Below are 26,947 nucleotides of genomic sequence, written 5' to 3'. Positions count from 1 at the left end.
TTTTTAATTCAGTATTACCCCATGCCATGGACAATACATCCATGAGCCCGACATCGTTTCGCCGTCTATCGGGCACTTTTTAGGTTTTAATATAGATTCTAAAGGTAATTTAAACTTAAAAGCATCATTAGTCAACCCTATGGTAAGTGTCCCTGGTTTTCTCGGATCAGCTATCAATACCTTGTTTTTGTCGAATGCCGGGAATACAAAAAACCGAAAATTCTGACCCATTTTGCCCATCATATTTGCGATCATCGGCTTCATTATTTCAACCAGGTTTTTGGTACTTGCATTTTTCACTATCCTTCAGCGGCTTATACACTACCCCATTCTTATCTTGCAGGTAAATACTATTTTGAAGTACTTCCAAATCCTGGTATTGTACATCCCCTAGTGCTCCCATTTTACCATCCAGAGCAGCAACTATGTTATAATCCTTTAATATGGTGACAATCTGATCCAATTGAGCTTTTGATATGTTAGCGTTTTTACCCGCTACAACCTGCCAAAAATCAACCGGGATCCACCAAACAAGCTTAAGAACATGATTTTCATTGCTCATTTTTTGAGTTTCGCTTATAAATTTCCCCTCATCAACCTGGAAATCCTGGGAAAAGGCAGATATTTTAAAGAAAACACAGAGGAATATAAACAGTAAAAGTTTTTTCATTGCAATAAGGCTTTGTCTGGCACAAATATATCACAAATATTGTTTCAAACAATTTGATTGATGCTTCCGCCACCAACAAGCTCAACCTTGCTTATTGTTGTACTAAATTCCCTTTCCGGATGTGATAAAAGCCTGACATTGACAGTCATATCCTCAAAATAGGTAATTCAAAACGGCATTCCAAAATGTCACCTTAAAAAGCTATTTTTGCGCTTCAAATGGAGCACATTCGTAATTTCTGTATTATAGCACATATCGACCACGGTAAAAGTACACTTGCCGACCGGTTACTAGAATATACCAACACCATTACCCAACGCGAATCGCAGGCACAATTGCTTGACGACATGGATCTGGAACGTGAGCGCGGTATCACCATCAAAAGCCATGCTATCCAAATGGATTATATTCTTGACGGTCAAAAGTATGTTCTGAACCTGATCGACACCCCCGGACACGTGGATTTTTCATACGAAGTTTCCCGCTCTATTGCCGCCTGCGAAGGCGCTTTATTGATTGTAGACGCGGCACAAGGTATTCAGGCGCAGACTATATCAAACCTTTACCTGGCTTTAGAAAACGATCTGGAGATTATTCCTATATTAAATAAAATGGACCTTCCCGGCGCTATGCCAGAGGAAGTAAAAGATCAGATAGTTGATCTGCTGGGTTGCAAACGCGAAGAAATTCTCGCCGCTTCCGGAAAAACCGGTATGGGTGTTCATGACATCCTGCGGGCAATTGTAGAACGTGTTCCCGCTCCTGTCGGCGATCCGCAGGCTCCATTACAAGCATTGATATTCGATTCGGTATTTAATTCATTTCGTGGGATCATCGCTTACTTTAAAGTCGTAAATGGCGAGATCAGGAAGGGCGATAAAGTAAAATTCGTAGCTACCGAAAAGCAATATCTTGCAGACGAAGTAGGCACGTTAAAACTAAACCAGGTACCTAAAGACGTTATAAAAACAGGCGATGTTGGTTACATCATCTCAGGCATAAAAGAAGCGCGTGAAGTAAAGGTTGGCGATACCATAACACAGGTAGAACGCCCATGTGAAAGCGGCATACAAGGTTTTGAGGAAGTAAAGCCGATGGTATTTGCCGGCATTTACCCGGTAGATACGGAAGACTATGAAGAGCTTCGCGAGTCCATGGCTAAGCTGCAGTTAAACGATGCATCCCTTGTTTTCGAACCAGAGTCATCTGCTGCTTTGGGCTTTGGTTTCCGTTGCGGCTTCCTGGGGATGCTGCATATGGAAATCGTCCAGGAACGCCTGGAACGGGAGTTCAATATGACGGTTATCACCACCGTTCCCAACGTATCATACAAGGCTTATACTACCAAGGGCGAAGAACTACATGTAAATAATCCATCAGATCTGCCTGATCCGAGCAAACTGGATTATGTAGAGGAACCATACATCAAAGCAACTATCATCACTAAAGCCGAATTTGTAGGCCCGGTAATGTCGCTATGTATCCAGAAACGTGGTTTTATTAAAAACCAATCCTACCTTACTTCGGATCGTGTTGAATTGATCTTCGAGATGCCAATGGGCGAGATTGTGTTCGACTTTTATGATAAATTGAAAACCATCTCTAAAGGTTATGCTTCGTTTGATTATCACCAGATAGGTTATCGTCAATCTGATTTAGTGCGCTTGGATATACGTCTGAACAGCGAACCTGTTGATGCTTTATCATCACTGATCCACCGCAGCAACTCTTACGATTTCGGTAAAAAGATATGCGAAAAGCTGAAAGAATTATTACCCCGTCAGCAATTCGAGATCATCATACAGGCATCTATCGGTGCCAAGATCATCGCTCGTGAAACAGTTAAAGCTTTACGTAAGGACGTTACCGCAAAATGTTATGGTGGTGATATTTCGCGTAAGCGTAAGCTGTTAGAGAAACAGAAAAAAGGCAAAAAACGCATGCGCCAGGTAGGTAATGTGGAAATACCGCAATCGGCGTTTATGGCGGTGTTGAAACTTGATTAATTAGATGTGAGATATGAGATTTGAGACGTGAGATCAAATCTGCATATTAACAATAAATAGGATTTGAATTGATTTTTGGGTTTATCTCAAATCTCATATCTCAAATCTCAAATCTTAGAAAATGAATCTACTCGACGGAAAATACGTATCAGAAAAATTAAAGGGCGAAATAGCTGAGGAAGCAGCCAAAATTTTAGTAAATACCGGTCGCAAGCCACATTTGGTAGCAGTACTTGTTGGTCATGACGGCGGCAGTGAAACTTATGTAGCCAGCAAGATGAAGAACTGCGAAAAGGTGGGTTTTAAGTCTACCCTGGTGCGTTATGAAAGCGATGTAACGGAAGAAGATCTGCTTAAAAAAGTAGCTGAGTTAAACGCTGATCCGGATATTGACGGTATTATTGTTCAACTACCTTTACCAAAACATATTGACCCGGAGAAAGTAACCGAACAGATCGATCACCGCAAGGATGTTGATGGCTTCCACCCTATTAATCTTGGCCGTATGCAGCGTAATTTGCCATCTTTTATTCCTGCCACACCTTATGGTATCACGTTGATGCTGAAAGAATATGGCATTGATACTACGGGTAAGCATTGCGTAGTAGTTGGCCGAAGCAATATCGTAGGCTCACCGATGAGCATTTTGATGGCCCGTAATACTCAACCCGGTAATTGCACTGTCACCATTTGTCACAGCCGCACGCCTAATATTAAAGATTATACCCTACAAGCAGATATCCTGATCGTAGCCATCGGCAAAAAGAACTTCATTACTGCTGATATGGTAAAAGATGGTGTAATTGTGATCGACGTGGGTATGAACCGCGAAGTATCAACTGTAACCAAATCCGGCTATAAGCTGTATGGCGATGTCGATTTTGAGAACGTAGCTCCAAAGTCATCCTGGATCACTCCTGTTCCCGGTGGTGTTGGGTTGATGACTATTATTGGGCTACTTAAAAATACCTTGGCTTCAGCTAAGAAAGAAGTTTATTCTTAGTTGTATTGGTTGTAAAGGTTATATTGGTTGAAATAGTTGGAAGATTTATATTTTTCGCCCAATACAACCAATACAACTACTAAAACCAGTTCAACCAACACTAACACTATCAACCAAATACTCTTCCGGTATCAAATGATTTTCATTTTCATCGCTCCAGGCCATTGAGAGGATGCGCCAGTGACCGTCTATCTGCACAAACTGAATAAAATTGATACCACGCGGCAACTTTGGCATCTCATGGTCGGCAAAATTGTATTCATACATACTGATGCGGTGAGCAACCTTGCCAAATATTTCAGTGTTAGAGTGCAGTTCCCTCTGCATAAACTGCTCTATGGCTCCATCAGCAACTTGTGATTCCATTGCTTTTATAAAGCTTTCGGCAGTAAAGGTTATAGGTTTACTGAAGGTATTATTGATCAGCATACCTGTTCCGTAAAATAATATCTTTACCGGTGTAAAATCCGGTGGCGCTGAATGGTCAAAACTGATTGCCTGGTAAAAATCTTTTGTCAGGTAATCGATCTCTGTAATACTCATCACTTAAATGCTTGTTTCCACTTATCCCAGAATGAACTTATACCTACGTGGATCACACCGTCCCTTATCTCAACAGGGTAACTTTCGATATAGTCATTCTGTCCCTCGCTTCCTTTACCGGTTTCGAGATTAAATGAATAACGATGCAAGGGGCAAATAAGTTTTCCTTCTTTGCACCATCCTTGCGTCAGGTCGCCGCCCGCATGAGGGCATCGGGCTCCAAGCACATATACTTTATCATCAACACTTACCAGGCAGAGCGTTTTGCCCCCTGCTTTTACTTTTTTTATAAACGGTTTTCCGGTGAGTTGTATATCAGGTATTGGGTACCAGGTCATAATAGATCAAAAGTCGATCTTTAAATTCATTACGTTAGGATTTTTTATAATTTCATCCATATTGGTTTGGAGGATAACCCTTTTCCTGTCGGCTGAGAGCACTGCTTTTGGGTTATTTACTTTCTTCACAGGCTTGGCAAAATTCAGGATCACTTTGTAGGGCATATCAATCAGCATGGCTTTTGCCATAGCAAAGGTGGATTGCGTCTTCTTCAGGAAAGCATTGAATTTAGCTTTATCGATAATACGGTAAAACTTATGCGGACTCACTTCATACGTATAATAATCCTGTCCGCTTATTAACTGACTGGCGTCAAAGTCGCGGGTATTCTTATCCTTGGTTACTCCTTTAAGATCACTGTGAGATTCTATTCTTGAAATATTCCGCAAATAATATTGCAGGTCGGCAGCATCCTTTGCATCATGGGTGATGCTGATCTTCATCAGGCTTTTCTGAAGATTCATCTTTACATTCAGGTTGCTGCTTTTTGCAAGATTGCTTTCATCCAGCGTCATTCGCTGTTGTGTACTGTCTGGTAAAGCACTATAAAAATTGAGCGTGGTATCTTTTACAACAGCAAACTGGGGGGTTGCTTTTACCGAGTCCGACATCAGGTTCATCAGTACTGACACCGCTTTGCTCATGTCAAAACTGTAGGCAACCTTGCATGAACCGTCAGCTTTAAAGTCGTAATGTTCCTCTACATCTACACACGATGTCAGGCAAAAAATCACCAAAACAACAGTCAAACTGTAGAGTTTTTTCATAACTAAGAATTTAAGTAATAATAAAAAATTAAACTGACTTTTAAAAGTGAAAAACACAAATAATCCACTGAAAAAGAACCTATTGATACTCTTATTTTTAAGTTTATCCTTTTAAAGTAAAAACCATACACATTCTGCTATTCCATTTCCCGGTATCGGCTTAAAAAAGTAATTTTGCCGCCTGATTATGGCACACCAGGTTCCGGAAGATGGCACATTGCTTCCTTTAATGGAAGAGTTTTATACAATACAAGGCGAAGGATTTAATACCGGTAAAGCCGCTTATTTTATCCGTCTTGGCGGATGCGATGTAGGCTGCCACTGGTGCGATGTAAAGGAAAGCTGGGATGCCGAACTTCACCCATTGACTACCGCCGACCAAATCGTCGAAAACGCTTCAAAATACCCTTCAAAAGCAGTAGTAGTTACCGGCGGCGAGCCTTTGTTATATAACCTTGATTATCTTACTGCTCAATTACAGCAGAGGGGCATTAAAACATTTATTGAGACTTCGGGAGCTTATCCCCTTTCCGGTAATTGGGATTGGATATGCCTGTCGCCTAAGAAATTTAAATCGCCTTCACCGGGTATAGCGGTACATGCTGATGAACTTAAAGTGATCGTTTTTAATAAATCGGATTTTGCCTGGGCCGAGGAGCATGCCAAATTAGTGTCGCCTGATTGCAAGCTCTATTTGCAGCCTGAATGGTCCAAGGCAAAGGAAATGACGCCTCTTATAGTGGACTATGTAATGAACAATCCAAGGTGGGAAATATCCCTGCAAACCCATAAATATTTGAATATTCCTTAAAACGCGTAACTTAGGATATTAAATACCGTATTAATTACCTACAATGAAAGTTTTTTTCTTATCGGTATTTTTTTTATCCCTCTTTATCTCTTTATCTGCCCAGGAAAGACAGTACACCACCACTAACGAGCAGGCCATAAAGCATTATGCCCTTGCCCATCAGAACCTGGACGATCATATGTATGATGAGGCTGTAGCTGAGTTATTAAAAGCCATTGATGAGGATTCTAAATTTATAGAGGCTCATGCCCAATTAGCCGACGTTTACCGTAAGGAATGGAAATATAAAGAAGCTGTAGACCAATACCGGATATGTCTAAAGCTAAATCCTGAATTTAACGAATCCATCTATTTTAAGATAGGTGATTGTGAGATACACTTAGCCGCATATGCCGATGCCAAGCAGCATCTCGAAAAATATTTAACATATACTGATCATCTAACACCTCAAAGCACTTTTTTAGGGCAGAAACTTTTAAAGGATTGCAATTTTAGTTTAGATGCACTTCAGCACCCGGTAGAGTTTAAGCCGGTTAATTTAGGTCCTGAGATCAATACTGCTGACGACGAATACTTCCCTGCACTTACTGCTGATGAAAGCACCATCATCTTTACAAGGAAAATTAATAACAATGAAGATTTTTATAAAAGCGTTAAGATAGACGGCAAATGGCAACCGGCAATGCCTTTAAGTGAAAATATTAATTCAGCCGAATATAACGAAGGTGCATTATCTCTGTCGCAGGATGGGAAAGTATTGTTCTTTACCGGATGTAACCGTCCGGATGGATTGGGGCGCTGTGATATTTACATATCCCAAAAGAAAGGTCAGGGCTGGAGCAAACCATTTGATATCAGTCCACCGGTAAATACACCGGGATGGGAAGCACAGCCATCTATTAGTTCTGATGGCCGTACACTTTATTTTGTAAGTAACCGTAAAGGTGGTTATGGCGGTTATGATATCTGGAAATCAAATTTGACCGACAAGGGCTGGTCTGAACCGGAAAATCTTGGCCCTAATATTAATACTTCATTTGATGAGCAATCTCCTTTTATTCACCCGGATGATAGCACACTCTATTTTTGTTCGAACGGCTGGCCGGGTTTAGGTGGAAAGGATTTATTTGTTAGCAGATTAGGTAAAGATGGCAAATGGCAGAAGCCGGAGAACCTGGGCTATCCTATCAATTCAAGCGGTGATGAGAATGGGCTAACGCTTACTGCAAACGGTAATTATGCTTTCTTTTCATCCAATAATCTAAACGGAGTCGGTGGCTTCGATATTTACACATTCGAGTTGCCTGCCAAACTAAGACCACACCTCGTAACCTATGTAAAAGGTATTGTGGAAGATGCGGTGACCAAACAGCCATTGGAATCAGCAGTAGAAATAATTGACCTGGCGAGTGATAAACCTGTATTCCAGGATTACAGTTCAGAGGACAAGGGTGATTTCCTCGCAACATTAACAACTGGTCATAATTACGGGCTTAATGTTTCCAGACCCGGTTATTTATTTTATTCTGCAAATTTTTCATTGATTGGACACAATGATAAGAATCCATTTGACATTGAAGCATTGCTGCAACCTATTGAAGTAGGCAATAAGGTAGTATTGAAAAACATATTTTTTGATACCAACAAATGGGACATCAAAGATGAATCAAAACCAGAGTTGCGAAAATTGATTGACTTCTTAGAGTTAAACCCAACGATTAAGATCGAGGTTTCAGGGCATACCGATAATGTCGGAACCGCGCAATCCAACCAAATACTCTCTGAAAACAGGGCTAAAGCCGTTTATCAATATCTATTAGGAAACGGTGTACAGGCAGACCGCCTTGTTTATAAAGGCTATGGTGAAACTCAGCCAATAGCGCCTAATGATAATGATGAGAACCGTAGCAAGAACCGTAGAACGGAGTTTAAGATTGTGGCGAAGTAGAGGTGAAAGGCTAAAAGGCGAAAGGACAAAGGTATTTAATGTCGTTATATTGTTGAGCTGCTTACATTTAACTGATCAATTCACCTAAAGATATTACATTATAAAAAAAGCCGGTATTAAACCAGCTTATTTTATCGAAAGAACAAAACTATTTACCTTTCGCCTTTAGCCTTTCACCTTAAAATCAATTACCCATTTCAGACATAAACTTGATACGCATCAATTGCACTTCCTCGCGGGTATAATCATCGGCGCCTAATTCAACCAACGCATCATCGATCGAGTCTATTTCGGCTGATTTAAAGTAATCAAATACTTCTTCCTGTTTGTCTTCATCGATAACTTCATCGATAAAGTAGTTCAGGTTCAATTTTGTACCGGAGTTGACAATAGACTCCACCTCGCGCAATATTTCTTCGTAGGTAAGACCTTTTGAAGCCGCAATATCTTCCAGGTTCAAATGGCGGTCGATATTCTGGATGATGTAAACCTTAAGCGCAGATTTATTGGCTGCACTCTTAATCACCATATCTATCGGGCGGTCTATCTCGTTATCTTCAACATATTTCTTGATCAGGTCAATAAAAGGTGCGCCAAACTTCATGGCTTTGCCTGCTCCTACTCCTGATATTTGTTTCAACTCTTCTGTGGTGATAGGATAATGTGTGCACATTTCCTCTAGTGAAGGGTCCTGGAATATCACGAATGGCGGCAAACCTTTTTGCTTGGCAATTTTCTTGCGAAGGTCTTTCAACATTTGCAATAATTCGGCATCTAATGCTCCACCACCTTGTTTTGGTCCTTCTGCATCATCATCGTCATCAGTAGCGCCCATAGGTCTGTTCATAATGAAACGAATGCTGTGCGGGTTTTCAAGGAACGAGTTACCTAACTTGGTCAAACGCAATACACCGTACTGATCAATATCCTTAGAAACATAATTGTTCAACAGGGCTTGCCTTAAAAGTGAATTCCACAGATTTTCACCTTGTTCTTTACCGGAACCGAATACATCCAGCAAATGATGCTCATAATTATGTACCTGCGGGTTATCCTTGCCCATCAACACACTGATGATGTGGGCATCGTCAAACTTCTCACCAAATTGTTTGATCAGGCTCAATACTTTATGCAGATGTTCTTCGCCGTCAAAATGCTCTTTGTGTGCGCAACAGTTGTCGCACATGTTATTACATCCGGCCTCGTTAAAGTTCTCACCAAAGTAGTGCAGCAATTGTTTACGGCGGCATACAGATGATTCCGCATAATCAATTACCTCCTTCAATATCTGCGTACCGATCTCACGCTCAGAAACCGGTTTATCTTTCATGAATTTTTGCAGCTTATCGATATCCTTTTCAGAATAGAAGGCCACACAAACGCCCTCACCACCATCACGTCCGGCACGACCGGTTTCCTGGTAATACCCCTCCATACTCTTTGGCATGTCATGGTGAATTACGTAACGAACATCCGGTTTATCGATACCCATACCGAAGGCGATGGTCGCAACAATCACATCCACATCTTCCATCAGGAATTTATCCTGTGTATCGGCGCGTACTTTTGAATCGAGTCCGGCGTGGTAAGGTAAAGCTCTAACGCCGTTCAGGTTAAGTGCTTCTGCAACTTCTTCAACCTTTTTACGGCTCAGGCAATATATAATCCCTGACTTACCAGGGTTTTGTTTTACAAATTTTACGATCTCCTTTAACACATTGCGCTTTGCTTTAACCTCATAAAAAAGGTTCGAACGATTAAAGGATGATTTGAACACCGTTGCATTGTTCATCTGCAGGTTCTTTTGAATATCCTGCTGAACTTTAGGTGTTGCGGTAGCAGTAAGGGCGATGATTGGAATCCCTTCGCCAATATTGCTGATCACTTGCCTTATTTTGCGGTATTCGGGTCTGAAGTCGTGGCCCCATTCAGAAATACAATGCGCTTCGTCAACTGCAACGAAGGAAACATGATTAAGTCTTAGGAAATCTACATTTTCCTGCTTGGTTAATGATTCAGGTGCAACGTATAAGAGTTTAGTTTTGCCGCCAAGCACATCTTCCTTTACCCGGGCTATCTCGGCCTTGGTAAGTGAGGAGTTCAGAAAGTGGGCGATGCTGTCAGAGCCGCCAAAAGCCCTTAGTTGGTCTACCTGGTTTTTCATCAACGCAATCAATGGCGAGATCACAATCGCTGTTCCGTCGCTCATCAATGCAGGTAGCTGGTAACACATGGATTTACCCCCGCCGGTTGGCATGATCACGAATGTGTCGTTTCCGGCAAGGATATTGGTAATAATCGCTTCCTGCTCTCCTTTGAAGTTATCGAACCCGAAAAAGTTCTGCAAGTTGTCAAAAAGCGACCGTTTTGTTTCAATCATTATACAACTTATCCTTTATTATAATTTAAAACTCAAAATAACAAATTTTTATAAATAAACGACGGGTTTTGTTTAAAATTTTATACAAAAATGATTTTAAAATGAAAACAATTTATTTTATTGCTCCGTTTTAAAACAGGTTAAAATCAGATGTACTTTATGTAATTTTATTTAGTATATTATTTACAGAATATTCTACATTTTTGCCGTTAGTTTACAGCAATAAAATTCTTTTAAAACAAATATGAATAAAGACTACTATGCTATCATCATGGCCGGCGGTATCGGAAGCCGTTTCTGGCCGATTAGCAGAACATCACATCCTAAACAATTTATCGATATACTGGGCACAGGCAAAACATTGATACAGAATACTTACGAAAGATTTTTAAAGATTTGCCCAAAAGAAAATATCTACATTGTTACCAATGAAAATTACCTCGACCTTGTAAAAACACAGTTGCCGGACATAGCAGATCAACAGGTGTTGACCGAGCCTGTGATGCGTAATACTGCGCCTTGCATTGCCTACGGTTGTTTTAAGATAGAAAGTATTAATCCGAACGCATCCATTGTTGTGGCGCCGTCGGATCACCTGATATTAGACGAAGCAGCATTTATCACGGCCATTGAAAAATCACTAAAAATTGCCACAGAAAACCAGTGCCTGATAACCTTGGGCATTATGCCTTCACGTCCTGACACCGGTTATGGTTATATTCAGTACACTGACCAGATATTGGGTGAGGATTTTCATAAGGTTAAAACTTTTACTGAAAAGCCAACTTTGGATATCGCCAAAACCTTTATTCAAAGCGGCGACTTCTTGTGGAACGCCGGTATATTTATATGGTCAGCGGATGCTATACTGAAAGCATTCAATCGTTACCTACCGGAAATGAACGAAATATTTGCCGATGCAAAACCGGTATATAATTCTGATAATGAACGAAATCACATTAATAAAGCTTATTTGCAATGCACCAATATCTCTATCGACTATGGAATAATGGAAAAAGCAGACAACGTATATGTGCTGCCTTCAGAGTTTGGCTGGTCTGATCTGGGTACCTGGGCGTCTATTTACCAACTGGCTGAGAAAGATTATGTAGGCAACGTGGTTATTCCTTCTGAAAAAGTGATCATGTACGATTCATCCAACTGCATGGTGAACGTACCCGGCGATAAACTGGTAATTTTACAAGGTCTGCACGATTACATCGTAGTAGAATCAAACAACACCCTCCTCATCTGCCCACGCGACCAGGAACAAAATGTAAAACAGGTAGTAGCTGATGTGAAGTCCAGGTTTGGGACGAAGTATATTTGAGGTTAGTGATCAGTTAACCGGTAATCAGTTATCAGGAGGAACCTGTTTAACTGATTACTGATTAACTAGTCACTGATCGCTGCCTTACCGCTTCATATAAAATAACTCCTGTCGACACCGATACATTCAGTGATTCGATCTCTCCGAACATTGGAATTTTAGCCAGATGATCAGAAATACGAATAATCTCGTTGCGGATGCCATCTTCTTCAGAACCCATAATAATAGCTGTTGGCGAAGTATAATCGGGGTTGTAAATATCATCCTTCGTTTTTTCAGTGCAGCACACCAGTTGCAGGCCTGACTCCTGCAGAAAGCGGATAGTCTGCATAAAATTATCATGGCGGCAAACCGGGATTTTATATAAGGCTCCTGCAGATGTTTTTATACCATCGGCATTGATTTGCGCCGAGCCTTTGGCAGGTATCACAATAGCGTGCACGCCGGCGCACTCAGCGGTGCGGGCAATGGCCCCCATATTGCGTACGTCTGTGATGCCATCCAGAACTAATATCAATGGTGTCTCCCCTTTTTCAAATATTTCGGGAATAATATTTTCTATCTTCTGGTAAACAATCGGCGAAATAACAGCTATCACCCCCTGGTGATTCTTTTGGGTGATACGGTTTAGTTTTTCTACAGGTACTTGCTGACCGACAATCCCATATTCATGTATGAGTATCTTCAGCTCGTTAAGCAAGCCTCCTCCAATGCCTCGTTGTATGTACAGTGACTCGATCTCCTTCCCCGAACGAATTGCCTCTATTACAGCACGAATGCCAAAAACCATTTGATTATTTTCCCTGCTTTCGCGGTTATGATAAGCCATTATTTATAAGTTCTTGAGGGGGTAAAATTAGCCATATTAATCATATTGCAATACGCTTAAAATCTATAGTATTTTTATCAATTTTTTAAAGTGTATGTGAGCAGTATTATTTACCAACAAGTATACATAGTGACTGATTTACAGCGATAAATTAAATTTTTCAACAAATCACTGTTAATTAATTATTTACAAATTATTTATTTATTTGTCAGTTTAGCCTTTCATAAAATCTCTGAAAAAAGTTTTAAAGGCAGAGTTAAATCGTGATTTTTTCGTATATTTTTGGGTTATGATTCTGGAGAACGATAACCCTTACAACAAGCCCACTACCAATGAAAGACGAAGCAGAATTACTAACCCAACACCCTACGGCGGTCTCGGTAAGTTACCGCCTCAGGCAGTCGATTTGGAAGAGGCGGTGCTCGGTGCACTGATGCTCGAGAAGGATGCATTATCTTCTGTAATCGATATTCTTAAGCCCGAGGTTTTTTATAAAGACAGTCACCAGAAAATCTTCAAGACGATACGGTACCTGTTTGAAAAGACATCGCCGGTGGATATTCTTACTGTGACAGCACAGTTACGCCAGTTCGGTGAATTGGAAATGATCGGTGGTGCCTATTATATCACCGAGCTCACCAACCGCGTGGCTTCAGCTGCGAATATTGAGTACCACTCGCGTATCATCATTCAAAAATTCATCCAGCGCGAACTGATCCGCATCTCAACCGAGGTGATCAATAGTGCTTATGAAGACACCTCAGATGTGCTTGATCTATTGGACAAAGCCGAAAAGAACTTATTTGATATCGCGCAAAACAACCTTCGCCGCGATTCCCGCAAGATGGATGATATTATGCACGAGACGCTGAAGGAAATTGAGGCATTAAAAGATAAAAAGGACGGCCTTACCGGTGTTGCATCTGGCTTTACCGAGCTTGACCGGATGACTTCCGGGTGGCAGAAATCCGACCTGGTAATTATAGCTGCCCGCCCTGCAATGGGTAAAACAGCTTTCGTATTAAGCTGCGCGCGTAATGCTGCTGTTGATTTTAACCGTCCGGTTGTGGTGTTCTCCTTAGAGATGTCGTCAATACAGTTGGTTAACCGTCTGATATCCGGTGAAACCGAGATCGAACAAGAGAAAATCCGTAAAGGAACCCTTGAAGAATGGGAATGGCAACAGATACACTCCAAAATAGGGAGACTTGAACAGGCACCCCTCATTATAGATGATACTCCGGCACTGAATATTTTCGAGTTCCGGGCAAAATGCCGTCGTTTAAAATCTCAGCATGATATACAGTTAATCATCATTGATTACCTGCAGCTAATGCAGGGTAAGGCCGATGGCAAAGGTGGCGGCAACCGTGAGCAGGAAATCGGTAGTATATCCCGTGCTTTAAAGTCTGTGGCGAAAGAGTTGAACGTTCCGGTTATAGCACTATCGCAGTTGAGTCGTGCGGTAGAAAACAGGCCGGGTGCTTCTAAACGCCCAATGCTATCGGATTTACGTGAATCCGGTTCAATCGAGCAGGATGCGGATATGGTATTGTTCCTTTACCGTCCTGAATACTACGGTATGACGGAAGATGAAAACGGCAATCCGACAAATGGTGTAGGTGAAGTAATCATAGCCAAACACCGTAACGGTGAAACTGGTATTGTGCGATTGAAATTCGTAGGTAAGTTCGTGAAATTCCAGGATTTGGATCAGGGTATGGGAGACTTTTCGCCGCAAGGTGGCAGTGCATTTGCTGGTTTAACACCATCGCAGGATTTTGACAAACCAAGTAACTTCATCATCCGTCCGTCAAGAGCAAATGAAATTGATGATGATGATGCTCCGTTTTAAGTTGAAATAGTTGTAAGAGTTGAAAAGGTTGTGAAAGTTAAAAACGATCCAACTTCTACAACAACTACAACTTTTCCAACTTCTACAACCAATCTCAAAATATCAACCCCAAAACAACCCCGATTACAATAACGATCGGGGTTTTTACTTTAGTAAAGTACAGCAGAGCGAAAGAGCCAATCATCAATCCATAAGCCATCAAGTTCGCTCCAAATGGTCTGGTTAATAAGATCAATGCCGTCGCCATAAAGCCAACAGCCACGGCGCTGATACCGCTTAGCGAATTACGGATACGGGTAATTTTTTTTAGGTCTTCCCAAAATGGTACAATAAATAATATCAGTATCAATCCCGGCAGGTTTATACCGATCACAGCAATCACACTGCCCAGGATTTGCCCCCATAAGCCAAAACCTTTATTGCCTAAGGTCATGCTGCCGATAAACGAGGTAAATGAGAATGTCGGTCCCGGCAAGGCTTGCTGCAAAGCAAATCCGGACAGGAATTCAGAGGCTCCTAAATAGTGCTTTACTTCCACAAACTCAGTATACATCAGCGGTACAAGTACCTGCCCTCCCCCAAAAATGAGGATACCGTTTCGATAAAAGTTTTCGAACAAACGTATAGGTAAGCTAAATGGTGAAGTTTGATTGATAATAGCACCCAAAGCAGCAAACGCAAGCAGAATACCTATAAAATAAAACATTTTATTAGGGTTTATATTAGCAAACAGACTCACACGAAGTTCGCTTTCCTGTGGTTGAGTTTCCAATGCCGATGAGATAATTCCGCCTAATAAAACCAGTATCGGGAAGGCATAGGCGTTTTGTAATATCAAAGTAGCAATAAGTGCCCCTATAGCCAGCATGGTGGTTACCTTCGTTTTCAGGAATTTTACAGCAAAGGTATATGTGGCGTAGCCCACTATCCCCACAGCAATAGGCTGCACGAAGCGGAGTATATCGTTAAATTTCGCATGCGTTAGGAACATTTTATAACTGATAGCCGCTATTCCCATAATAACCGCCGAAGGACATATCCATATCAAAAAGGTGATGATTGATAGCCTCAACCCTCCTACTTTCCATGCTATACCAACGAGTGTTTGGGTAGATGAAGGTCCCGGTAATATTTGGGCCAATGCATTCAGTTCCATCAACTCCTGTTCGGTAATGTAGCGGCGTTTTTCTACAAATTCACGCAATAGAATGGCTATATGCCCCTGCGGCCCGCCAAAGGCGGTGAAGGTGTAGATCAGCACATCACGAATAAACAGTAGTTGACGTTTCCTCATCATTGGTTCATTGGTTCAATAGTTCATTGGTTTGTTTGTCTTACATAGTTCACTCAGCTATTCAATACTAATGAACAAATGGCCAATGAACAAATGAACATTTAATAATCGTCGTCTTCGTCCCAACCTGTAGCTTCACGGTATACAGCCTGTAGCTCAGAAAAAGCATGATTATCTCTTTTTCGTTTAGCTGTTTCCATTCCTTTCTCATAGGTGCTTATCGCATCATCTTTGCGGTTCAGGGCCTCGTATAATTTGCCGAGATGATAATAGGTTCCTACATAATCCGGGTGATTTTTTACCAGGTTCTCGTAATACTGTAAGGCTTTTTCAGTATCATTCAACCTCAGGTATTCGGTTGCCAGTGCATATTGCAGGAATTCATCATTTGGTTCGTTCTGTAAAAATTCCAACAGCTTTTCTAATCGGCTCGACTGCATTTTAAACTCTCTCTTTTTTATCTAAATTTGCGAAACCTATTTCATGAAAACCATTTGGTGTGTTCATGAGTAAAAGTATAAAACCATAACACACATTGTAAAGATCATTTGCCAATTTAAAACGACAGCCTGATGAAGATACTGGTATGTATAAGTAATGTTCCTGATACGACGACAAAAATAACTTTTACCGATAATAACACCCAATTTAATACAAACGGCGTTCAGTTTATCCTGAATCCTTACGATGAAATTGCATTATCGAGGGCTATTGAGCTAACCGAGGGCGGTAAAGGATCAGTTACGGTGATCAATGTAGGAGAAGCAAGTACCGAAGCTACTATACGTAAAGCACTGGCTATCGGTGCTGATGATGCTGTTCGTATTAATGCTAAACCACATGATGCGTGGTTTGTAGCCTATCAAATTGCACAATATGCGAAACAAAATGCTTTCGACCTGATTTTAACAGGAAGGGAGTCGATTGATTACAATGGCTCAAAAGTAGCAGGTATGCTGGGCGAGCTTTTGGATATTCCATCAGTATCGATCATAAAAAAACTGGATGTAGATAGCGATAAAGGCACAGTAGAACGTGAGATTGAAGGCGGCAAGGAAGTACTGACAATACCTTTCCCGTTTGTAGCCGGCACGGCTGAAGGCGTTGCTGAACCGAAAATACCCAATATGCGCGGTATCATGTCGGCACGCACCAAACCGCTGAATGTGGTAGAAGCTGCTGAAGTAAAAAATAATTCGGAAATCTTGAGCTATGAAACACCAGCACCTCGCGGACAAGTGAAACTGGTAGCCGCCAATGAAGCAGAGAAATTGATCGGTCTATTACACACCGAAGCCAAAGTGATATAATTTAAATAGATTTTACGAACCGGATCATTATATGTCAGTTTTAATATATACAGAAAATGCCGAAGGCAAATTCAAAAAATCAACTTTTGAAGCCGTTTCTTACGCCCGTGCAATTGCTGATCAAACTAATACCAACCTAGTAGCCATTTCTATCGGTGACATAGCAAACGATCAGCTTACCTCGCTTGGAAAATACGGAGCAGACAAAGTGCTTAACGTATCAAATGCTCAGCTGAAGAATTTTGTTAACCAGGCATATGCATCGGTTATCGCTTCGGCTGCAAAAAAAGAAGGCGCTGACATTGTAGTTTTATCCAATTCCTTTTCGGGACGTGGATTAGCACCGCGTATTGGTGTTAAACTGGATGCAGGTGTTGCCGATGGAGTTGTAGCCTTACCTGAAATATCAGGTGACAAATTCACCGTTAAAAAAACTGCATTTTCGGGTAAAGCTTTCGCTACCGTTCAACTCACATCGGCTAATAAAGTAATCGCTTTGGTGCCCAACTCTTACCATGTTGTTGAAAAGCCAGCTGCCGGAACAATTGAAACATTTTCTGCTGAGACTAAAGAATCAGATTTCAAAGCAATGGTGAAAGAAATTGTTCGCTCAACCGATAAAGTGTCTCTACCTGATGCTGAAATCGTAGTCTCAGGTGGCCGCGGGTTGAAAGGACCTGAGAACTGGAGAATGATAGAAGAACTGGCCGATCTGTTAGGTGCTGCTACCGCCTGCTCCAAACCTGTTTCAGATGCAGGTTGGCGCCCGCATAGCGAACACGTTGGACAAACTGGTATAGCTGTCAGTCCAAATTTGTATATTGCAATAGGAATTTCGGGGGCCATTCAACACCTGGCTGGCATTAGCTCGTCAAAAGTGATCGTGGCGATAAACAAAGATCCTGAAGCGCCAATTTTCAAGGTAGCCGACTATGGTATAGTTGGCGATGCTTTTGAAGTAGTGCCACAATTAATAGCAGCAGTGAAAGAATATAAAGCGTCAGCATAAAAAAGAATCAGTGATGGGTAACAATATGAAAAAAATCAAGCTGGATATCGTAGGGCTATCGTATAGCCAAACTCAATCCGGCGCTTATGCACTGGTTTTAGGCGAAGTAAATGGCCGTCGCAGATTGCCGATCATCATCGGAAGCTTTGAAGCGCAGGCAATTGCTATCGAGATCGAAAAGATGACGCCAAGCAGGCCGCTTACACATGATCTGTTTAAAAATTTCGCACAAGCTTATAATATCACTATCCAGGAGATCATCATCTATAACCTGGTTGATGGTATATTTTACGCCAAGCTGGTTTGCTCCGACGGCAAAAAAACAATTGAGATCGATGCCCGAACCTCTGATGCGATTGCTATGGCTGTCCGTTTCGATTGCTCTATTTATACTTACGAATTCATACTTTCTACTGCAGGTATCGTGATTGAAGGTAACGATTTTGTTTATCTCGAAAATATGAGCGACACGACTGAAGAAAAAGCAGTTACCTCTCCTTCTACCAGTGGTTATGCCTCATTAAGTACTGATGAGTTGAAAAGTAAACTCCAGGAAGCCTTAACCGAAGAGGCTTACGAAAAAGCCGCTAAAATAAGGGACGAACTGAACCGCAGAAAAGCATCTTAAATTAGATTTGAGATGTGAGATATGAGATGTGAGACGATTCCTACTCTTTCGTCTTTTCCATTTCCGCATTTATTTCATTATTTTTCAGCTTTTGATCTCAATAGTTATGGCTTTCAATAAAACCAGGGCACTCTATGAATATTAAGTTCCGCTTAATACTGATGAACTTCATACAATATTTTATATGGGGTTCCTGGCTTCTCACTATTGGCGCTTATTGGTTTCAAAACAAACACTGGTCAGGTGCACAGTTCGGTGCGATATTCTCAACCATGGGCATCTCGGCTATTTTTATGCCCGCGCTTACTGGAATCATTGTCGACAGATGGATCAATGCTGAAAAACTATATGGGATAATGCATATTCTCGGAGCTTTATCCCTTCTATCCTTACCTCTTGTTACCAACCCAACCGCATTCTTCTGGGTAATGCTATTAAACATGGTGTTTTATATGCCAACCATATCATTATCCATAACGGTTGCTTACTCTGCGTTAAAACAGGAGAACATAGACATCGTAAGCAATTATCCTCCCATACGCACGTGGGGAACGGTAGGTTTTATAGCGGCATTATGGGTAGTAAGTCTAACACATAGTGAAACTACCGCCAATCAGTTTTATATAGCTTCTGCAGTAGCATTTGGATTAGGAATATTTGCGTTCACGTTGCCAAAGTGTCCGCCTCTTTATAACAAAACAGGCAATAAATCATTTGTAGAGCTATTCGGCTTAAAAGCTTTTACTTTATTCAAAACACCAAGATTTGCAGTATTTTTCATTTTCTCCATGCTTTTAGGGGCGGCATTGCAATTGACGAATGCTTATGGCGATACTTTTTTACAGGATTTTAAAAATGTAGCTGAATATAAAGATCTGGCAACAGTGAAATATCCTGCTATCATCATGTCCATTTCACAGGTATCAGAAACTCTTTTTATACTCGCTATACCCTTTTTCCTTCGTAAGTTTGGTATTAAGTATGTTATGCTGTTTAGTATGCTTGCCTGGGTATTAAGATTTGGCCTATTTGCTTTCGGTAATCCAGATGGAGGTTTGTGGATGATTATATTATCCTGCATCGTATATGGTATGGCGTTCGACTTCTTTAATATTTCCGGATCATTATTTGTCGAAACGCAAACAACACCCGAGATAAGAGGTAGCGCGCAAGGATTATTTATGATGATGGTAAACGGCTTCGGGGCTATGTTTGGAAGCCTGACCAGCGGTTTTATTATCGATGAGTTTTTCACCATGCCCGATCATAGCAAAAACTGGCATGGCATATGGCTCACTTTTGCAAGTTATGCATTAGTTATAGCGGTGATATTCCCTTTAGTATTTAGGTATAAACATACGGCTGAATTAAAACGAGTTACGCAACACGTTTAGTAAACTTACCTGATCTCGTTCTGTAAAGCTTCCAACGCATTCACCAGGTAAGCCATAGGGGAATTCCAATTAATAGCAACTTCGTTGGAAGCATAGGCCTGATCGTTATCGACATAAGCCTCGTCAGGAATAAATGATGGAAGCGGAATATGGTCTTCATCACCCGGATTTGCACCGCCAGCCAGTAAGCCGGGTATAGGTTCAACAATACCATCAGCAACAGACGGGCGATGATGTGGGTGCATAGGTGTTTTGCTTCCGTACCCAGTTACAAAGGAGTAGCCAGTACCATTCCTCCCTAAAATATAATCCAGGTTATCTAAAGCATATTTCAGATATTTTTTATTCCCTGTGAGTTTATAGGCCTGAATTAGGGCTATTCCCTGGTTAGCAGCCACCGAGTTACTTCCCCAAATAAAATTGGCTTTCTTCTTATACATCACAGCCATGTACGCCGTCTTGTTAGCGTCTTTTATCAGGCCGTCGGCATAATTCACGATGCGTTTTTTTATTTCAGCGATATTCTTGTAACTGGTACCTGCTATACGTTCACTATTCCTCGCGATGGTGTAGTATCCAAGCACACGCACCTGGCTCCATGATGGTAGCGGCATTTTGATGTCAGGTATAACATTGATCTTATGAACGTATTTAATATCCTTTAAAGTGACAAATAACTCAGATGCTGCCCAAATAAATTCATCTCTTACCTCACCATCGCCATAATCACCAGTGGTAATCTTAGGACTAAAGTTGTCGTTCAGCACATACTTATTGTAAATGATATGAGGATGAATTTGGGCCCACTCCCATGCCTTTAAAGCAGCTTCACGACATGAGTCAGCAAAACCCGGCAGTTGTACTTCATATTGCCTGAATACGCGTGCAGATTGCGCCATCACCGCTGTAAAATCCAATGTTGCAGCAGTACTTTTCTGTATGATATATCGAGGCTCGGTTGCTTTATCAGGCATTTCCATTTTATCAAAAGCGGCATTAGTGAGTTTGTGATATACGCCGCCATCTATTGAATCCTGCATGGTTAACATCCAGCGCAGGTTCCAAAGTGTTTCGTTTAATAAATCAGGAACACCATTTCCGCTTTCCGGTATATTTAGCTTAACTGTCTTCATATACTCAGGGAAGTCCTCATAAAGCGATAATAATGTATAAGTTGAGATACCGCTGTTAACGATATACTTATTATAATCCCCTGCATCATACCAACCGCGTGGTGATGAAACAAGAGAGCCTTCCGGTCGACCTTCACTTACAGCCGAAGCATGCACTAAGACCTTATTATCAGGATGACCCATTGCCCGGTGCCACTTGCCTGCATATTTTTCCAAGAGCGGTGTTGATGCCCGCATATAATAAAATGCTTTTATAACAGCATGCGCAACCTGCTGATGAACATTTTTGGAAATACTAAATGGATAAGAAGTGCCTAACCCCGGAACATTCAAAACATATTTACCAGGTTTGGTATAAGCAGAGAAATCAGCTATCCAGGTATATTGGCCGGCAAAATTGGGCTGCAGAGACTTTTTCAGCTGACCTTTGTAAACTACCTTTTTGTCCGTTGTCTGAAGCGAAAAGCTTGCCTTTTTATTGGTTAGTACAATTGCAATTTTAGGAGCCTCGGGGTAAAAACCGATCTGGTTAAGCCTTATTTGATTTCTTCCACCGTCTGACTTGGATTGTGCAGAGACTGTTAAGCCAGAAAAAAATAAAAGATAGAGTAATATGTAAAGGGCTTTCTTAAACATAAGCTTTAATTAGCCCTTAAATTTACTGTCTTTATACGATACCTGTAATACCAGGTGATTGATTTATAGCGTACAATTATCAACAAATCATTATTGCCAGGTCAGTTTACCCTGGTAATAATCCAATATTTTACTGTCGATAAAGTAATCGTATTTAGCGCTGATCATATTTACCGTTGCTGCATCCAGGTTGTTTTTTGCGAAGATGTAATCAACAGAAGTCAATACACCCGCATCAAAACGCAGTTTATAAATGCGGAAGCTTTCTGTATAAGCCTTCACCTGATCCATTAAAACCTGGTACTTTTTGTATGCGGCCATCATGTTTAAATAAGCCTGCTCTACATTTTGCTTTAATACAATTTTTGAGTTTTCTTCTACATCACGCGCATAAAGAGCATTGATCTTTGCCCTGGATAACGCATTTCTCCTGGTACCATTAAGGAATATCGGTATATTAATACCAATTGAAACATATGAGCTATAGTTGTTTTTTAACTGATCGCGATAGCTGATATCTTGCGATGCGGTGTTAGCATTTGTCGAAAATATCGTTTCCTTACCGGCTGGCCCCTGGGCATATAATCCCTTAACTGCAGATGTTGTAGAATCAATAAATACAGACTGTTGTGCCGTATTTGAATAGGCAGTATTTAAGCCGCCACCCAAAGTAATACTTGGTGCTAATTGTCCTCTGAGAGAGCTTACATTCTTTTGAGCAGCCTGGCGACTTAAAGTAGCTGCTTTTACAGCAGCAAAGCGTTGCAATGCTGTCTGATAAACCTGGTCAGGATCAGAGCCATAATCGCCCCTTAAATTTTCAGCATTTACATCCTCAAATTTAACCCCGGCCTGGTAAGGAATATTCATTATCTGGAACAACGTCAGCTTAGCTGCGTCCAAAGCATTTTGAGCATTAACTACACTAACCTGGTTGGCTGCAAGCTGTCCCTGCTGATCAGTAAGATCTGAAGCTGCCTTATTAGCTCCCTGCTTTTCCAGGATGGTCAAACGGTCTACTGTTTCTTTTTGATAAGCTAATTGACTTTTACTCGCTGTCAGGATTTCTTGATCATCCAATATCGCCAGGTAACTTGTGATCACGTTAACCGTCACCGCATCCTTCGCTGCCTGGAAGTTCATTTTACCTGCCTGAAATGCCAGTGAAGTTGATTTGATGGCATTGATCAATGAAAACCCGTTAAACAAAGTTATACTACCTGATAAACCATAGCTATCATTTGTAGCTGATTGATTTACATAAGAGTTGGTCAATGGGCTAATTGCACGGCCGCTATTGAATGACCGGCTTGCGCTACCGCTGATGTTTGGCAATAAGTTTTCTATAGCCTGGCGGTAATCAACCCCTGCAAGCTGGGCGTTTGTATTACTTTGTTTTACCTGCAGGTTATTTTTAATAGCAATGTCAAGACATTTTTGCAGCGTAAACGAAGTATCCGTCACTTGTGCATTAGCCCAGATAGTGCCCGTTATCAAAAGAAGTGTTAATATGTATTTACTAAAACGCATTGTATATGTTGTATTATTTGTAGATCAGAATTTTCTTGAGGAACTGACTTTACCATCCAGAAGATCGACAATACGGGTGCCGTATTCCGCATTTTTCTCAGAATGTGTCACCTGGATAATGGTTACCCCATCTTCTTTATTTAATTTCCTGAACAATTCCATTATCTCCTCACCTTGTTTTGAGTTGAGGTTACCTGTTGGTTCGTCAGCAAGTAACAATTTAGGTCTTGCGATCAACGCGCGGGCAATACCTACTAACTGTTGCTGACCACCTGATAACTGTGCCGGGAAAAGGTCTTTCTTACCCACGATCTGAAATCTGTCGAGCATATCAGCCACCATAGCTTTACGCTCGGAGCCTTTAATATCCTGGTAAATCAAAGGAGTTTCAATGTTTTCATAAACTGTTAGCTCATCAATCAGGTGATAAGCCTGGAAAACGAAGCCGATATATTGCTTGTATAATGCTGAGCGTTGTTTTTCTTTCAATTGGTGAACAGCCTGGCTCATAAAATAATGATACCCTTCTGAGGGTTCGTCCAGCATGCCAATAACATTTAAAAGGGTTGATTTTCCTGAACCGGATGGGCCCATTATAGAGATAAATTCGCCTTCATCCACCTCAAGGCTAACATCATTCAAGACAATATTTTTATTTGCGCCTGCCTGGTAATATTTGGTAACGTGTTGTAATGATAACATTTTTAAAAAGTTGAATTGTGAAACGAATTAATAGATTACTGATTTAATAATACTAATTCATTTTGGCATTAAGCAATCAATAATATACCAAAGTTTCAATAGTCTATATATCAATTAGTTATACAATGTTTGATTTTATTCACTGTTCGCTTATGTAACAGAAAGCGTTCGGTTATGATACAGTTGGGTTGTTAGTTGATCAGTGACCAGTGATCGGTTAATCAGTTAACTAGTGATCGGTACTTGTATTTGTTTAAATAAGAAATCCTTCCCCAAAAGAGAAGGATTTCTTATTTTTCACCCGATAACTGGTTAACTAGTCGCTGATTAACTAATAACCGGTCACTCCGACCTCAGACTCTTCACCGGATTTGCCAAAGCGGCCTTGACCGCCTTATACCCTACTGTGGCCCAGGCAATGGCTATGGAAGCGATTATTGCGAGTATAAATATGTCAGGACTTATCGGAATCCGGTAAGTAAAGTCCTGCAGCCACTTGTGCATAACGTAATAACCGATAAATGATGAAAGGACAAAAGCTATAAGGATAAGTACGGTAAATTCCTTTGAAAATAAATAAACTATATTGGTCACAGATGCCCCTAATGTTTTACGTATTCCAACTTCTTTGGTACGCTGCAAGGTCATAAATGAAATTAATCCGTATAAACCAAGACATGAAATGAAAATTGCAAGCCCTGCAAATATTTTTGCCAATTGTGATTGCTGGTCTTCAGTCTTATAAAAGTTAGCGATTTTCTCATCCAGGAATTGATACTCATATATTCCATCAGGATAAGTGCGGTTCCATAACCTTTCAATTGAAGCAAGTGATTGGGTTACATTTTTGGGTTCGATCTTAATATTTAATTTTTGATAAACATCCTTCCAGCTGCTCATTAAAACTGGTGGGATAGCATTTTTAAGAGAGCCAATATTGAAATCTTTAACCACCCCTACTATAGGAGCATATTTTTTCTTATCATCCCATAATTTAACATACTTACCTATCGCATCCTTCGGATCACGGATACCTAATTTGTGTATCAGCGTTTCGTTAACAACATATCCGTGTATCGTATCACTTTTTTCGTATGGCTGACCGGCAACAAACTGAATATTGTATAATTTAAAATACTCGGCGTCGGCCCATTTCAAATTAGCGCCGAAATCAGTTTGCTTTGCCGAATTATTGAATTTAAAATCGCTGCTCCAACCATTGTTGTCGGATGGGCTTGCAAAGCTAAAGCTCACATCCTTTATGCCCGGCTGTTGCAAAAGCTGGTCTCGCAGGGTATTTATCTTAGTCCGGCTGATACTGTCTCCCGGAAATGGGACAGTCAGGATAGCATCCTTATCAAACCCAAGCGATTTATTTCTGAAATAATCCATCTGGTAAATGATCACCAGCGTACCTATTACCAGGAATTGCGCGATCATAAATTGTATTACCACCAATGTTCTTCTGAGCGAAATACCGCTCGTTTTACCTGCCTTAATTTTATTTTTCAAAGCTTCGATCGGATTAAATCCTGACAATACCAATGCGGGATAAAAACCGGATAGCAGAGTAACACAAATAATTGTAGCGATCAGAAATGACAGGAACAGAGGGTTAATTAAAAAACTCCTGCTTAATTCGATCTCCAATAAATGATTCAGCATTGGAAGAACCAATTCAGCAATGCCAATCGCAAGGACAACTGCAAACAAAGTAATGATTAGCGTTTCGCTAATAAATTGCACCACCAATTGATTGCGGTTGCTGCCTAATACTTTGCGGATACCTACTTCTTTTGAGCGGTTTACAGCTTGTGCTGTAGCTAAATTTATAAAATTAACGCAGGCAATCAACAAAAGGAATAACCCGATAAGACCAATTATATTTAGACGTTCTTTACTGAATGGATGACCGCCATACACATTAATATCCGTATTATAATGCATTTCCTTCAATGGCTGCAGTTGCAGTCCGTCCTTTACATAATCCGCAGGTTTATGCTTCTTTACAAATGCTTTCAGATCCTGATCGAATTGCGCCTGAGTCATATTGTTCGGCAGGATCACATAACAGCTGTTATCGCCAAACGTGCTCACCCAATCTTTAAAATTGTTATAATAATCACTTCCTTTTGCGCGCATGGTTGCGAAAGAAATCAATAGTTTCATCGGGAAATCAGTATTGGCCGGAGTATTTTCAATAATCCCAGTTACCTTCAGATCTGTTTTATTTTCATACTTAATAACCTTCCCGATAGCATCATGCCAGTTGCCGAAGAACTTATCAGCTTCATCCCTGCTCAAAACAACGGTATAAGGTTCTGATAAGGCCGTTTTCTTGTCACCTGCCAGCCATGCATAATCGAAGATCTGGAAGAATTGGGGTTCAACATAATAGGCCCAATCTTCCTTAAATTTCTTTACCTGTTCGCCTTTGCTCGCATTTCCGATAGAATAATGGCTGCCATCATTCTGCATCATTTGTGCCACCTGTTTTAATTGCGGAAAATCAAGCCGCAATCCTTCTGAAATAGGTAGTGGTACTCCACTGGAAAGATTTACTCCATCAGGATTATGGAATGCAGTAATGACACGGTATATTTTATCCTTTTTGGTGTGAAAGGTATCAAAGCTTGTCTCAAACTGAATGATCAGAAAGATGAGCGTGCAGGCCGCAATACCTACCGATAACCCGATAATATTAATGGCCGCATAACTTTTGTTACGCATAAGGTTGCGCCATGCTGTTTTGAAATAGTTCCGTATCATGATGTTAGTTCATTTGTTTACTCGTTCATTAGCTCATTGGTGTCCCGCTGCTACTGCAACT

The 26,947-nt window shown here is 40.9% G+C and carries 23 protein-coding genes; 10 read left to right on the top strand and 13 right to left on the bottom strand.

What is annotated here, in order from left to right; all coding sequences use genetic code 11:
• Window positions 1-3 precede the first annotated feature (3 nt).
• Both VIM89_RS14940 and VIM89_RS14935 read right to left on the bottom strand, forming a co-directional pair.
• On the bottom strand, window positions 4-300 hold the full coding sequence (locus tag VIM89_RS14940; protein ID WP_488156972.1) for a hypothetical protein: 297 nt from the start codon (window positions 298-300) through the stop codon (window positions 4-6).
• Window positions 269-670, bottom strand: coding sequence for a hypothetical protein (locus tag VIM89_RS14935; RefSeq protein ID WP_488156971.1), 402 nt, complete (start codon window positions 668-670; stop codon window positions 269-271). Before VIM89_RS14935 ends, VIM89_RS14940 begins: the two co-directional genes overlap by 32 nt.
• Before the next feature lie 218 nt (window positions 671-888).
• Here VIM89_RS14935 and lepA point away from each other — a divergent pair, with 218 nt between their 5' ends.
• Complete coding sequence (lepA, locus tag VIM89_RS14930) at window positions 889-2,676, top strand: translation elongation factor 4 (protein ID WP_488156970.1); 1,788 nt, start codon at window positions 889-891, stop codon at window positions 2,674-2,676.
• A gap of 121 nt (window positions 2,677-2,797) precedes the next feature.
• Window positions 2,798-3,679, top strand: coding sequence for a bifunctional 5,10-methylenetetrahydrofolate dehydrogenase/5,10-methenyltetrahydrofolate cyclohydrolase (locus VIM89_RS14925; RefSeq protein ID WP_488156969.1), 882 nt, complete (start codon window positions 2,798-2,800; stop codon window positions 3,677-3,679).
• A 90-nt stretch (window positions 3,680-3,769) separates the two neighbouring features.
• Here VIM89_RS14925 and VIM89_RS14920 read toward each other — a convergent pair whose 3' ends face one another.
• From VIM89_RS14920 to VIM89_RS14910, 3 genes are read right to left on the bottom strand one after another with little or no spacing between them, the layout of a single operon-like run.
• Complete coding sequence (locus VIM89_RS14920; RefSeq protein WP_488156968.1) at window positions 3,770-4,222, bottom strand: hypothetical protein; 453 nt, start codon at window positions 4,220-4,222, stop codon at window positions 3,770-3,772.
• Window positions 4,222-4,560: a Rieske (2Fe-2S) protein gene (locus VIM89_RS14915; protein ID WP_488156967.1), complete on the bottom strand. Its 339-nt coding sequence runs from the start codon at window positions 4,558-4,560 to the stop codon at window positions 4,222-4,224. Before VIM89_RS14915 ends, VIM89_RS14920 begins: the two co-directional genes overlap by 1 nt.
• Before the next feature lie 6 nt (window positions 4,561-4,566).
• Window positions 4,567-5,328, bottom strand: coding sequence for a hypothetical protein (locus VIM89_RS14910; RefSeq protein WP_488156966.1), 762 nt, complete (start codon window positions 5,326-5,328; stop codon window positions 4,567-4,569).
• Window positions 5,329-5,515: 187 nt separating this feature from the next.
• On the opposite strand from VIM89_RS14910, the gene VIM89_RS14905 reads away from it, so the two are divergent.
• Window positions 5,516-6,139, top strand: a complete 624-nt coding sequence (locus tag VIM89_RS14905) for a 7-carboxy-7-deazaguanine synthase QueE (protein WP_488156965.1) — start codon at window positions 5,516-5,518, stop codon at window positions 6,137-6,139.
• 43 nt (window positions 6,140-6,182) lie between these two features.
• Entirely contained in the window at window positions 6,183-8,087 is a 1,905-nt protein-coding gene (locus VIM89_RS14900) for an OmpA family protein (protein ID WP_488156964.1), read from the top strand.
• Window positions 8,088-8,271: 184 nt separating this feature from the next.
• On the opposite strand, the gene recQ is transcribed toward VIM89_RS14900, so the two are convergent.
• On the bottom strand, window positions 8,272-10,467 hold the full coding sequence (gene recQ / locus VIM89_RS14895; protein ID WP_488156963.1) for a DNA helicase RecQ: 2,196 nt from the start codon (window positions 10,465-10,467) through the stop codon (window positions 8,272-8,274).
• A 244-nt stretch (window positions 10,468-10,711) separates the two neighbouring features.
• Between recQ and VIM89_RS14890 the strand changes: the two genes are divergently transcribed.
• A complete protein-coding gene (locus VIM89_RS14890; RefSeq protein ID WP_488156962.1) occupies window positions 10,712-11,797 on the top strand; it encodes a mannose-1-phosphate guanylyltransferase in 1,086 nt (361 codons plus the stop codon).
• 61 nt (window positions 11,798-11,858) lie between these two features.
• Here VIM89_RS14890 and rlmB read toward each other — a convergent pair whose 3' ends face one another.
• Window positions 11,859-12,626 (bottom strand): 23S rRNA (guanosine(2251)-2'-O)-methyltransferase RlmB, encoded by a 768-nt coding sequence (gene rlmB, locus VIM89_RS14885; RefSeq protein WP_488156961.1) that lies wholly within the window; start codon window positions 12,624-12,626, stop codon window positions 11,859-11,861.
• 289 nt (window positions 12,627-12,915) lie between these two features.
• Here rlmB and dnaB point away from each other — a divergent pair, with 289 nt between their 5' ends.
• The gene (gene dnaB, locus VIM89_RS14880; protein ID WP_488156960.1) at window positions 12,916-14,481 is read left to right on the top strand and encodes a replicative DNA helicase; all 1,566 of its coding nucleotides are present in this window, start codon (window positions 12,916-12,918) and stop codon (window positions 14,479-14,481) included.
• 94 nt (window positions 14,482-14,575) lie between these two features.
• On the opposite strand, the gene chrA is transcribed toward dnaB, so the two are convergent.
• Entirely contained in the window at window positions 14,576-15,775 is a 1,200-nt protein-coding gene (gene chrA, locus VIM89_RS14875) for a chromate efflux transporter (RefSeq protein WP_488157072.1), read from the bottom strand.
• Window positions 15,776-15,876: 101 nt separating this feature from the next.
• Complete coding sequence (locus VIM89_RS14870) at window positions 15,877-16,215, bottom strand: tetratricopeptide repeat protein (RefSeq protein WP_488156959.1); 339 nt, start codon at window positions 16,213-16,215, stop codon at window positions 15,877-15,879.
• Between the two features lie 132 nt (window positions 16,216-16,347).
• Here VIM89_RS14870 and VIM89_RS14865 point away from each other — a divergent pair, with 132 nt between their 5' ends.
• From VIM89_RS14865 to VIM89_RS14850, 4 genes are all read left to right on the top strand, one after another.
• Complete coding sequence (locus VIM89_RS14865) at window positions 16,348-17,085, top strand: electron transfer flavoprotein subunit beta/FixA family protein (protein WP_488156958.1); 738 nt, start codon at window positions 16,348-16,350, stop codon at window positions 17,083-17,085.
• A 31-nt stretch (window positions 17,086-17,116) separates the two neighbouring features.
• Window positions 17,117-18,094, top strand: coding sequence for an electron transfer flavoprotein subunit alpha/FixB family protein (locus VIM89_RS14860; RefSeq protein ID WP_488156957.1), 978 nt, complete (start codon window positions 17,117-17,119; stop codon window positions 18,092-18,094).
• A 25-nt stretch (window positions 18,095-18,119) separates the two neighbouring features.
• A complete protein-coding gene (locus VIM89_RS14855; protein WP_488156956.1) occupies window positions 18,120-18,722 on the top strand; it encodes a bifunctional nuclease family protein in 603 nt (200 codons plus the stop codon).
• Between the two features lie 134 nt (window positions 18,723-18,856).
• Window positions 18,857-20,116, top strand: a complete 1,260-nt coding sequence (locus VIM89_RS14850; RefSeq protein ID WP_488156955.1) for a nucleoside permease — start codon at window positions 18,857-18,859, stop codon at window positions 20,114-20,116.
• 5 nt (window positions 20,117-20,121) lie between these two features.
• On the opposite strand, the gene VIM89_RS14845 is transcribed toward VIM89_RS14850, so the two are convergent.
• The 4 genes from VIM89_RS14845 to VIM89_RS14830 all read right to left on the bottom strand — a co-directional run bounded on the left by VIM89_RS14845 (window position 20,122) and on the right by VIM89_RS14830 (window position 26,886).
• On the bottom strand, window positions 20,122-21,885 hold the full coding sequence (locus VIM89_RS14845; RefSeq protein ID WP_488156954.1) for a glycoside hydrolase family 9 protein: 1,764 nt from the start codon (window positions 21,883-21,885) through the stop codon (window positions 20,122-20,124).
• Window positions 21,886-21,975: 90 nt separating this feature from the next.
• A complete protein-coding gene (locus tag VIM89_RS14840) occupies window positions 21,976-23,415 on the bottom strand; it encodes a TolC family protein (protein WP_488156953.1) in 1,440 nt (479 codons plus the stop codon).
• 24 nt (window positions 23,416-23,439) lie between these two features.
• Window positions 23,440-24,117: an ABC transporter ATP-binding protein gene (locus tag VIM89_RS14835; RefSeq protein WP_488156952.1), complete on the bottom strand. Its 678-nt coding sequence runs from the start codon at window positions 24,115-24,117 to the stop codon at window positions 23,440-23,442.
• Between the two features lie 342 nt (window positions 24,118-24,459).
• A complete protein-coding gene (locus VIM89_RS14830) occupies window positions 24,460-26,886 on the bottom strand; it encodes an ABC transporter permease (RefSeq protein WP_488156951.1) in 2,427 nt (808 codons plus the stop codon).
• Between the last annotated feature and the right edge of the window lie 61 nt (window positions 26,887-26,947).

The sequence above is a fragment of the Mucilaginibacter sp. genome (assembly GCF_036568825.1).
GTDB lineage: Bacteria > Bacteroidota > Bacteroidia > Sphingobacteriales > Sphingobacteriaceae > Mucilaginibacter.
Note: the sequence above shows the minus strand (reverse complement) of the source record. Positions and strands in the feature narration are given on the sequence as shown.

What these genes read in the sequence shown, in the direction of transcription:
- VIM89_RS14935 (WP_488156971.1), bottom strand. Translation starts at nt 670, where the DNA reads ATGAAAAAACTTTTACTGTTTATATTCCTCTGTGTTTTCTTTAAAATA.
- lepA (WP_488156970.1), top strand. Translation starts at nt 889, where the DNA reads ATGGAGCACATTCGTAATTTCTGTATTATAGCACATATCGACCACGGT.
- VIM89_RS14925 (WP_488156969.1), top strand. Translation starts at nt 2,798, where the DNA reads ATGAATCTACTCGACGGAAAATACGTATCAGAAAAATTAAAGGGCGAA.
- VIM89_RS14920 (WP_488156968.1), bottom strand. Translation starts at nt 4,222, where the DNA reads ATGAGTATTACAGAGATCGATTACCTGACAAAAGATTTTTACCAGGCA.
- VIM89_RS14915 (WP_488156967.1), bottom strand. Translation starts at nt 4,560, where the DNA reads ATGACCTGGTACCCAATACCTGATATACAACTCACCGGAAAACCGTTT.
- VIM89_RS14910 (WP_488156966.1), bottom strand. Translation starts at nt 5,328, where the DNA reads ATGAAAAAACTCTACAGTTTGACTGTTGTTTTGGTGATTTTTTGCCTG.
- VIM89_RS14905 (WP_488156965.1), top strand. Translation starts at nt 5,516, where the DNA reads ATGGCACACCAGGTTCCGGAAGATGGCACATTGCTTCCTTTAATGGAA.
- VIM89_RS14900 (WP_488156964.1), top strand. Translation starts at nt 6,183, where the DNA reads ATGAAAGTTTTTTTCTTATCGGTATTTTTTTTATCCCTCTTTATCTCT.
- recQ (WP_488156963.1), bottom strand. Translation starts at nt 10,467, where the DNA reads ATGATTGAAACAAAACGGTCGCTTTTTGACAACTTGCAGAACTTTTTC.
- VIM89_RS14890 (WP_488156962.1), top strand. Translation starts at nt 10,712, where the DNA reads ATGAATAAAGACTACTATGCTATCATCATGGCCGGCGGTATCGGAAGC.
- rlmB (WP_488156961.1), bottom strand. Translation starts at nt 12,626, where the DNA reads ATGGCTTATCATAACCGCGAAAGCAGGGAAAATAATCAAATGGTTTTT.
- dnaB (WP_488156960.1), top strand. Translation starts at nt 12,916, where the DNA reads ATGATTCTGGAGAACGATAACCCTTACAACAAGCCCACTACCAATGAA.
- chrA (WP_488157072.1), bottom strand. Translation starts at nt 15,775, where the DNA reads ATGAGGAAACGTCAACTACTGTTTATTCGTGATGTGCTGATCTACACC.
- VIM89_RS14870 (WP_488156959.1), bottom strand. Translation starts at nt 16,215, where the DNA reads ATGCAGTCGAGCCGATTAGAAAAGCTGTTGGAATTTTTACAGAACGAA.
- VIM89_RS14865 (WP_488156958.1), top strand. Translation starts at nt 16,348, where the DNA reads ATGAAGATACTGGTATGTATAAGTAATGTTCCTGATACGACGACAAAA.
- VIM89_RS14860 (WP_488156957.1), top strand. Translation starts at nt 17,117, where the DNA reads ATGTCAGTTTTAATATATACAGAAAATGCCGAAGGCAAATTCAAAAAA.
- VIM89_RS14855 (WP_488156956.1), top strand. Translation starts at nt 18,120, where the DNA reads ATGAAAAAAATCAAGCTGGATATCGTAGGGCTATCGTATAGCCAAACT.
- VIM89_RS14850 (WP_488156955.1), top strand. Translation starts at nt 18,857, where the DNA reads ATGAATATTAAGTTCCGCTTAATACTGATGAACTTCATACAATATTTT.
- VIM89_RS14845 (WP_488156954.1), bottom strand. Translation starts at nt 21,885, where the DNA reads ATGTTTAAGAAAGCCCTTTACATATTACTCTATCTTTTATTTTTTTCT.
- VIM89_RS14840 (WP_488156953.1), bottom strand. Translation starts at nt 23,415, where the DNA reads ATGCGTTTTAGTAAATACATATTAACACTTCTTTTGATAACGGGCACT.
- VIM89_RS14835 (WP_488156952.1), bottom strand. Translation starts at nt 24,117, where the DNA reads ATGTTATCATTACAACACGTTACCAAATATTACCAGGCAGGCGCAAAT.
- VIM89_RS14830 (WP_488156951.1), bottom strand. Translation starts at nt 26,886, where the DNA reads ATGATACGGAACTATTTCAAAACAGCATGGCGCAACCTTATGCGTAAC.